5 protein-coding genes are annotated in these 8,052 nt (G+C 62.4%); all 5 read left to right on the forward strand.

The window, feature by feature from the left end; translation table 11 throughout:
* Positions 1-255 precede the first annotated feature (255 nt).
* The 5 genes from RTCK_RS03225 (at position 256) to RTCK_RS03245 (ending at position 7,901) form a co-directional block, all read left to right on the forward strand.
* Complete coding sequence (locus RTCK_RS03225; protein ID WP_142591576.1) at positions 256-1,206, forward strand: phosphoribosylaminoimidazolesuccinocarboxamide synthase; 951 nt, start codon at positions 256-258, stop codon at positions 1,204-1,206.
* Positions 1,207-1,264: 58 nt separating this feature from the next.
* Entirely contained in the window at positions 1,265-1,822 is a 558-nt protein-coding gene (locus RTCK_RS03230) for a TetR/AcrR family transcriptional regulator (protein ID WP_235988520.1), read from the forward strand.
* A gap of 145 nt (positions 1,823-1,967) precedes the next feature.
* Positions 1,968-3,173, forward strand: a complete 1,206-nt coding sequence (locus tag RTCK_RS03235; protein ID WP_142591580.1) for an efflux RND transporter periplasmic adaptor subunit — start codon at positions 1,968-1,970, stop codon at positions 3,171-3,173.
* Positions 3,174-3,224: 51 nt separating this feature from the next.
* Complete coding sequence (locus RTCK_RS03240) at positions 3,225-6,356, forward strand: efflux RND transporter permease subunit (protein WP_142591582.1); 3,132 nt, start codon at positions 3,225-3,227, stop codon at positions 6,354-6,356.
* Positions 6,357-6,452: 96 nt separating this feature from the next.
* Entirely contained in the window at positions 6,453-7,901 is a 1,449-nt protein-coding gene (locus RTCK_RS03245) for an efflux transporter outer membrane subunit (protein WP_142591584.1), read from the forward strand.
* Positions 7,902-8,052: the final 151 nt, after the last annotated feature.

Genomic DNA, 8,052 nt, shown 5'->3' on the forward strand with positions numbered 1-8,052 from the left:
CCGCTAAGCCATTGGTAGATAACGGCGAATTAGACGAACCGCCGAAAACCACTCCCCCACCAGCAAAAACCGCGCGCCCTCCCCGCCATCCATCCAATCCCCCACACCCCCCGCCTCCAGATATTCACATTTCTAAGGTCTATACCCCCAATCCGTAAAATGGGCCGGCTGTTCGGTTCCGACGCGTCTCGCCGCCTTGTCTTGTCTTGTCCCCGCATGTCATAGGAAGAGCACTCCCGTGACAGAAGGTGGCCCGTGCGCGTCCTGACCGAAGCCTATATTCCCGAACTGCCCAACTACTACCGCGGCAAGGTGCGGGAGAACTACGACCTGCCGGACGGCCGGCGGATCATCATCGCGACGGACAGGCTGAGCGCCTTCGATCGTATCCTGACCTGCATCCCGGACAAGGGACATGTCCTGACACAAACTGCCCGCTACTGGTTCGAGGCGACAACCGATATCTGCCCGAACCACGTGCTCGCCTATCCCGACCCCAATGTCGTGGTGGGCAAGCGGCTGGACATCCTGCCGGTGGAAATCGTCGTGCGCGGCTACCTTGCCGGCACCACGGGGACCTCGTTGCTCACGCTCTACAAAAGGGGAGAGCGCAGCATGTACGGGCTGACGCTGCCGGACGGGCTCAGGGACAACGAAAGGCTCCCCGAGCCGGTGATCACGCCGACGAGCAAGGCCTTCGACGGCGGCCACGACGAGCCGCTGACGCCCGCGGATATCCTGGAGCGGGGGCTCCTGACGCGCGAACAGTGGGAGCGTGTCTCCAGCTACGCCTTATCGCTCTTCCGCCGCGGTCAGGAGATGGCGGCATCCCGCGGCCTCATCCTCGTCGATACGAAGTACGAATTCGGTGTCGACGGCGACGGCCATGTCATTCTGGCTGACGAGATCCATACGCCGGACAGCAGCCGCTACTGGATGGCGGAAAGCTACCGGCAGAAATTCGAGGCAGGCGAGCGGCCGGACAGCTTCGACAAGGACTTCGTACGTGCCTGGGTCGCCGAGCGTTGCGATCCCTACGCGCAGGAGATCCCGCCGATCCCGGATTCGCTGATCGAGGCGACTGCTGCCGTCTACCGCTCCGCCTTCGAGAGAATTACCGGCCAGGCCTTCATCGGGGATACCAGCGGCACTACGATCCTCGACCGGATTCGAAGGAGCCTCCAGCCCTACCTCACGAACGCCTGAGGACGAGGACAGATTGCGCAGACAAAGACGCAAAGCCGAGGAAACTCGGGAAGACATCTTGGCCACTGCCGAAACCCTGTTCCGGCAGCGCGGAGTGGCCAAATCCTCGATCGCCGACATCGCGCACGAGCTTGGAATGTCGCCGGCGAACGTCTTCAAGCATTTCGGTTCGAAGGCCGTCCTGGTCGACGCGATCTGCGACCGGCACATCAGCCGCATGATCGAACGGTTCACCCCCTTCGACGAACCCTTGCCCGCCCCGGATCGCCTTGCCCGCGTCGCCTGCAAACTGATGGAGGCGCACCTTCAGGATCTTCGCGACAACCCGTTCTTCCTGGAGATGATCTTCGTGATGTCCGATGCGGATCTTCCGAGCGGCCGCCATTATGAGGAGCTGGTGCAAAACCTGTTTCGCGATCTGATCCGCCAGGGCGTCGAGAGCGGTGTCTATCACTGCAGCGATTGTGCAGAGACGAGCCGCCACGTGGCAGCCGCCTTCGTAAGCGTCCTTCATCCGGTCTTCCTGGTCAACAGCGGCGAAGAGGAGTTACTGCAACGCTGCGCCGGAATTGCCGGTCTTGTGAATGCCGCGCTGCAAAATCCTCTTGAAAAGTGACGATTTCTAACTTACGTCACTTCCGCGCCGGTCCGCCGGTCGCGCCAACAGCCCTTTTCTGCCTGTCGATAACGGACTACCCTTCTCCGTCCGGCCCATCGGCCGCCTTCGCTCCATCGCTCGCACGCATAACCGGATGACGTCAATGAACGCACGCAAGCTACTCCTTCCTCTTTTTGTGTCATTGGCCCTCAGCGCCTGCAGTGATTCCGGCCAGGGCACGGCTACGGGAGACGGAGCTCAGGCACAGGAGCCACCTCCGACACCTGTTAGCGTTGTCGGTATGAAGCAGGGCGAACATCCGATCACCCGCGTACTTCCCGGTCGCGCTACCGCGTTCAGGATCGCTGAAATCCGCCCCCGCGTAACGGGTGCAATCCGCGAAATTGCCTTCAAGGAAGGCAGCGAGGTTAAGGCTGGCGACCTCTTGTTCCAGATCGAGGACGATACTTATGCCGCAGCGGTTGCCGAGGCCGAGGCTACGGTGGCCAAGGCCGAGGCAAGCGTTCCGAGCGCCCAGGCGAACCTTGCCCGTTACGAGCGGCTGGTCAACAGCGGGGCGACCCAGATCGAGTACGAGAACGCGCGCGTCACCCTTCTTCAGGCCGAAGCCGACGTGGCCCAGGCGAAGGCGGCCCTGCAAAGCGCGCAGATCGATCTCGACCTCACCAAGATCCGCGCGCCGTTCGACGGCGTGACGAGCATCTCCAATGTCAGCATCGGCAACATCGTGACGGCGAACCAGACGCAAGCCTTGACGACGTTGCGACAGCTGGACCCGATCTACATCGACCTGACGGAATCGAGCACCAATCTGCTGGAACTCCGCACTGCAATGTCCTCGGGCCGCCTCAAGGGCGACCCCAGCCGGGCGAAAATCAGCCTGACGCTGGAGGATGGTACCGAGTACGCCCAGTCGGGCAAGCTCGATATGTCGGAAATGGTCGTCAGCGAAACGACCGGCACCTATCAGATCCGCGCAGTCTTCGAAAATCCCGACGACATCATCCTGCCCGGCATGTACGTCCGGGCCACCGTAACGCTCGGGACAGAGAGCGGCTACCTGATCCCGCAAAGGGCAGCCACCCGCAACGCGCGCGGCGAACTGTCTGCAAAATTCGTCACGCCCGAGAACAAGGTGGAGACCCGGACCTTTGCGGTCAGCCAGGTTTCCGAAAACAACTGGCTCGTGACCGAGGGTGTTGCGGACGGCCACCGTCTGATCGTTGATGGTTTCCAGTGGATCGCGGACGGCGCAACGGTTGCCCCGGTCGAAGCGACGGTCGACGAGAAGGGTCTCGTCGTCCAGACGCCGGCCGGCGAGGCCTCCGAACCCGCCGCCCAGCAGTAAACCGTCGTCGCAAGGAACACATGCCGCAAGCTTGACGGCAGGGGATTTCAAATGGCCAAATTCTTCATCCGGCGACCGGTATTCGCTTGGGTTATCGCAATCGTCATCATGCTCGGCGGCGCACTCGCAATCACGACGCTGTCGATCTCCCAGTATCCGGACATCGCCCCGACCACCGTTCGCATCAGCGCCTCCTATACGGGAGCGAGCGCCGAGACGGTCGAAAAATCGGTGACCAGCATCATCGAGGACGGCATGACCGGTCTCGACGACCTCACCTATATGACCTCCTCGTCGAGCACCGGCAGCGCCTCCATCACGCTGACCTTCGGCACCGCGGTGGATCCTGAGATTGCCCAGGTTCAGGTGCAGAACAAGCTGCAGCTCGTCCAATCGCAACTGCCGGACGTCGTCCAGCAGGCGGGGATCTCCGTCACGCGATCGACCTCAAGCATCCTGATGGTCGGTGCGCTCGTCTCGACCGATGGAAAGCGCACGTCCGTTGATCTCGGCGACGTCTTTTCGACCAACATCGAGGACCAGATCAAGCGCCTGGAAGGCGTCGGCAGCATCGACATCTTCGGTTCTGGCTATGCGATGCGCATCTGGTTGGATCCTCTGAAGCTGCAGAAGTACCAGCTCACCCCCACCGACGTCACCTCCGCGATCCAGGCCCAGAACACCCAGGTCTCTGTAGGCTCGCTCGGCGGCCAGCCGGTCGTTGACGGGCAGCAACTCACGGTCACTATGACCGCCCAGAGCCAGCTGACCACGGTCGGAGATTTCGAATCCATCATTCTCAAGGTCGAGCAGGACGGCGCCACGGTAAGGCTGAGCGACGTGGCCCGCGTCGAGATCGGGCAGGAAAGCTACGGCAGCAGTTCGCGCCAGAACGGCCTGCCCTCGACCGGTTTCGCCGTCAACCTGGCCACCGGAGCCAACGCTCTCGATACGGCAGACCGGGTAAAGGCGGCTCTGGCGGAAATCGCGCCCGGCCTGCCGGAAGGTGTGGAAATCACCTATCCCTACGACACGACCCCCTTCGTCGAGCTTTCGATCGAGAAGGTGGTCCATACGCTTATCGAAGCGATCATCCTTGTCTTCGTGGTGCTTCTGATCTTCCTTCAGAACCTCCGCGCCACGTTGATTCCGATGATCGCCGTTCCCGTCGTTCTGCTTGGTACCTTCGGAGTCCTTGCGATAACCGGCTATTCCATCAACACGCTCACCATGTTCGCCATGGTCCTGGCGATCGGCCTTCTGGTCGACGATGCGATCGTCGTTGTCGAGAACGTCGAGCGTATCATGGACGAGGAAGGCCTGCCGCCCCTGGAGGCGACGGAAAAGTCCATGGGTGAGATTACCGGCGCCATCATCGGTATCGCCTTGGTGCTTACCGCGGTGTTCATCCCGATGGCGTTTTTCGGCGGCTCCACTGGCATCATCTACCGGCAGTTTTCGGTGACGATTGTTTCTGCCATGCTCTTGTCGGCGGTTGTGGCGATCGTATTGACGCCTGCGCTGTGCGCCACCATGCTCAAGCCAATCGATCATCACAAGAAGCGGCGCGGCATCGGCGCCTGGTTCAACCGCGGCTTCGATCGGTCTACCAAAGGCTACGTCGCTTCGATCGGCTATCTGCTGAAGCGTCCCTTTCGGGTTTTCATCATCTTCGCCGTCGTGATCGCCGGCTGCGCCTGGCTTTTCACGCGCCTGCCGAGCTCGTTCCTGCCGCAGGAAGACCAGGGCGTTCTGCTCACGATCATCCAGACCCCTGCGGGTTCGACGACGGCGCGCACCGATGCGGTGGTGAAGCAGGTCGAGCAGTACTTCCTGGAACAGGAAAAGGAGAATGTCTCGGACGTCTTCGGCGTGCTCGGCTTCAGCTTCGGCGGCGCCGGCCAGAACAACGCGATCGTGTTCACCAAGCTCAAGGATTTTGCGGAGCGGACCGGCCCAGGCCAGTCGGCCGCCGAGATCGTTCAGCGCGCCGGCGGATACTTCTTCACCCTGCGCGATGCCCAGGTCTTCCCTCTGCTTCCGCCGGCCATCCAGGGCCTCGGTACCTCCAGCGGCTTTTCGATGTACCTGGTGGATAGTGGCGGCAACGGCAACGATGCTCTCACCAACGCTTATCAGCAGCTGACCCAGAACTCGGCGACCAACCCGAACATCAGCTCCCTGCGCACCAACAGCCAGCGAGCCGAGACGCAGCTCAAGATCCTTCTGGACCAGGAGAAGCTCGGCGCGATGGGGGTCGACCTGGCCACCGTCAACGCGATGCTGTCGACGATCTTCGCCGGCCGGGACGTCAATGATTTCACGCTCAACAACGAGCTGAAGCCGGTCTATGTGCAGGCCGATGCACCCTTCCGGATGCAGCCTGACGATCTGAAGTACTGGTATGCCCGAAACAACGACGGCGAGATGGTTCCCTTCTCCGCCTTCAGTACCGTCGAATGGGTCGGCGGGACCCCCCAACTGGCCCGTTTCAACGGAACGAGCGCCATCTCCCTCGAGGGTGCCGCAGGGCCAGGCGTCAGCACGGGCCAGGCGATGGACGAAATGGAACGGCTGACGGGCGAGCTTCCGGGCGGCTATTCAGTCGCATGGCAAGGCATTTCCTATCAGGAGCGGCTGTCGGGTTCACAGGCTCCCATGCTTTATACGCTGTCCGTCCTGATCGTGTTCCTCTGCCTCGCAGCTCTCTACGAAAGCTGGTCGATTCCGTTCTCGGTGATCCTGGCGGTCCCCGTCGGGGTATTGGGTGCTTTGGCGGCGGCCTATCTCTTCGGGCAGGCAAACGACGTCTATTTCAAGGTCGGATTGCTGACCACGATCGGACTTGCCGCGAAGAATGCGATCCTCATCGTCGAATTCGCGAAAGACCGGCAGGAGCAAGGAATGGGCGTAATAGAGGCCACCCTCGAGGCCGCACGGCTTCGTCTCCGCCCGATCGTGATGACCTCCCTGGCCTTCATTTTGGGCGTTGTACCGCTGGCGATCGCAACCGGCGCGGGTTCGGCAGCGCAGAATGCCATCGGCATCGGCGTGCTGGGGGGTATGCTTTCTGCAACACTGCTCGGAATTTTCTTTGTTCCGTCGTTCTTTGTTGTGGTCAGGCGGTTATCAAATCGTGAAAAACGAGAGATGACAGCGTGCCATCCGTTAACGGATGAGTAGCGTGTCGCCGCCGGGACAGCCTCTCAAGCTCGGCGGGGATCGGCTCCGACGGTGCCGGCGCATTCGAAATTTTGTTAGGGCATTTGGGACAAAGATATGAGATCGATTCACGCAGCGGCGCCGCTAGCCTTGCTCCTCCTGTCCGGCTGTGTCGTCGGGCCGGAACATGCCGCACCCGAGATCACTCTCCCCGCCAAGTTCGCGGAAGGCTCCACGAAGAGCAACGGCGACGTTTCGGCCGTTGCCTGGTGGACCGCCTTCAACGACAGTCGCCTCAACGGCTACGTTGACCAGGGCCTGTCGCAGAATCTCGACGTGCTGCAGGCCCTCGAACGTATCAACCAGGCCGAAGCCGCGGTCGTCCAGGCCGGTGCCGGCGGGCTGCCCTCGCTCGACTTCGGAGCGCAGGGGGAACGGAGCGGCACAAGGGATATTGGCGGCCCGATCAGCCCGCAGTCTACCTCTCCGCAGACGACCGTTGCCGGTGGGCTTGATGCCTCCTGGTTCCTGGATCTCTTCGGACTGTACAAGAGATCGAGGCAAAGCGCCCTCGCCCAGCTCGATGCCGCCTATGCGAGCGTCGATGTCGCGCGCCTTACCCTGCTCTCCCAGGTTGTCGCAGCCTATATCGACGTACGCTACTTCCAGGAGCGTATCGCGCTCGCCCGCCAGAACCTCTCGTCTCGGCGCGAGACGCTGGATCTTACCCGCCTGCAGCTCGAAGCCGGGGCGGCTTCGCGGCTGGACGTCGTTCAGGCCGAAGGTCTGGTGAACAGCACGCTCGCCGAAATCCCCGGCCTCGAAACTCAGTTCCGCGGTGCGGCCCACCGGGTCGCCACGCTGCTGGGCCTGCCGGCTTCGACGCTTCTGCCGGAACTGCAGAAGGGGGCACGCCAGCCGGTGGCTCGCTTCAACGCGAAGGCGGGTGTGCCGGCGGACCTCATCCGCAACCGTCCCGACATCCGCGCAGCGGAGCGGCAGCTGGCCTCGGCAGTCGCCGAGATTGGCGTGGCGCAGGCGCAGCTCTATCCGGCCATCACGCTTGGCGGCTCGATCCGGCCGTCCTACACGCGCACCAGCAGCGGTGAGAGCGGCATCCTGTCCTGGTCCTTCGGCCCAGGGCTTTCGCTGCCGATCTTTGACGGCGGGGCACTGAAGGCCAACGTGAGCTCCTCCGAATCGGCAGCGCGCGAAGCCTATCTCGCCTGGAAGGAAACGGTTCTGAACGCCGTCGAGGAAGTCGAGAACGCCCTTGCTGCGGTCTCACGGGATGCACGCACCGTTGCCGCGCTCCGCGACACCGTCCGCTCCTACGAGGAAGCCCTCGAACTGGCGACGGCCAGCTACCGCGACGGCGCGTCCTCGCTGCTCGACGTCCTTGACGCCCAGCGGCAGGTCTCGACCGCTCAGGCCAACCTGGCGCAAGCGGTCCAGCAGATGGCGCAGGATTTCGTGTCGCTTAACGTTGCGGTCGGCGGCGGCTATGGCTATGGCGCGCCGTCCGCCAGGCTGGTCGCATCAGCGGCGGCCATGCCAACGAAGTAGCGGGCTTATTCTACCCAAAAAAAGACCTCCGGTGGCTCCCACCGGAGGTCAGACTGCTGACAAACCCCTGGCCTGGCTGGGGGTTTTGTGATTCACTGGGACATGTTGAAGAAACCTGCTCCCGAACAGACAGCTCTCGAGATGGTGACGC

It is taken from the genome of Pseudorhizobium endolithicum (assembly GCF_902153245.2).
GTDB lineage: Bacteria > Pseudomonadota > Alphaproteobacteria > Rhizobiales > Rhizobiaceae > Neorhizobium > Neorhizobium endolithicum.

Coding starts and splice junctions, on each gene's coding strand:
- RTCK_RS03240 (WP_142591582.1), top strand. CDS start 3,225: ATGGCCAAATTCTTCATCCGGCGACCGGTATTCGCTTGGGTTATCGCA.
- RTCK_RS03235 (WP_142591580.1), top strand. CDS start 1,968: ATGAACGCACGCAAGCTACTCCTTCCTCTTTTTGTGTCATTGGCCCTC.
- RTCK_RS03245 (WP_142591584.1), top strand. CDS start 6,453: ATGAGATCGATTCACGCAGCGGCGCCGCTAGCCTTGCTCCTCCTGTCC.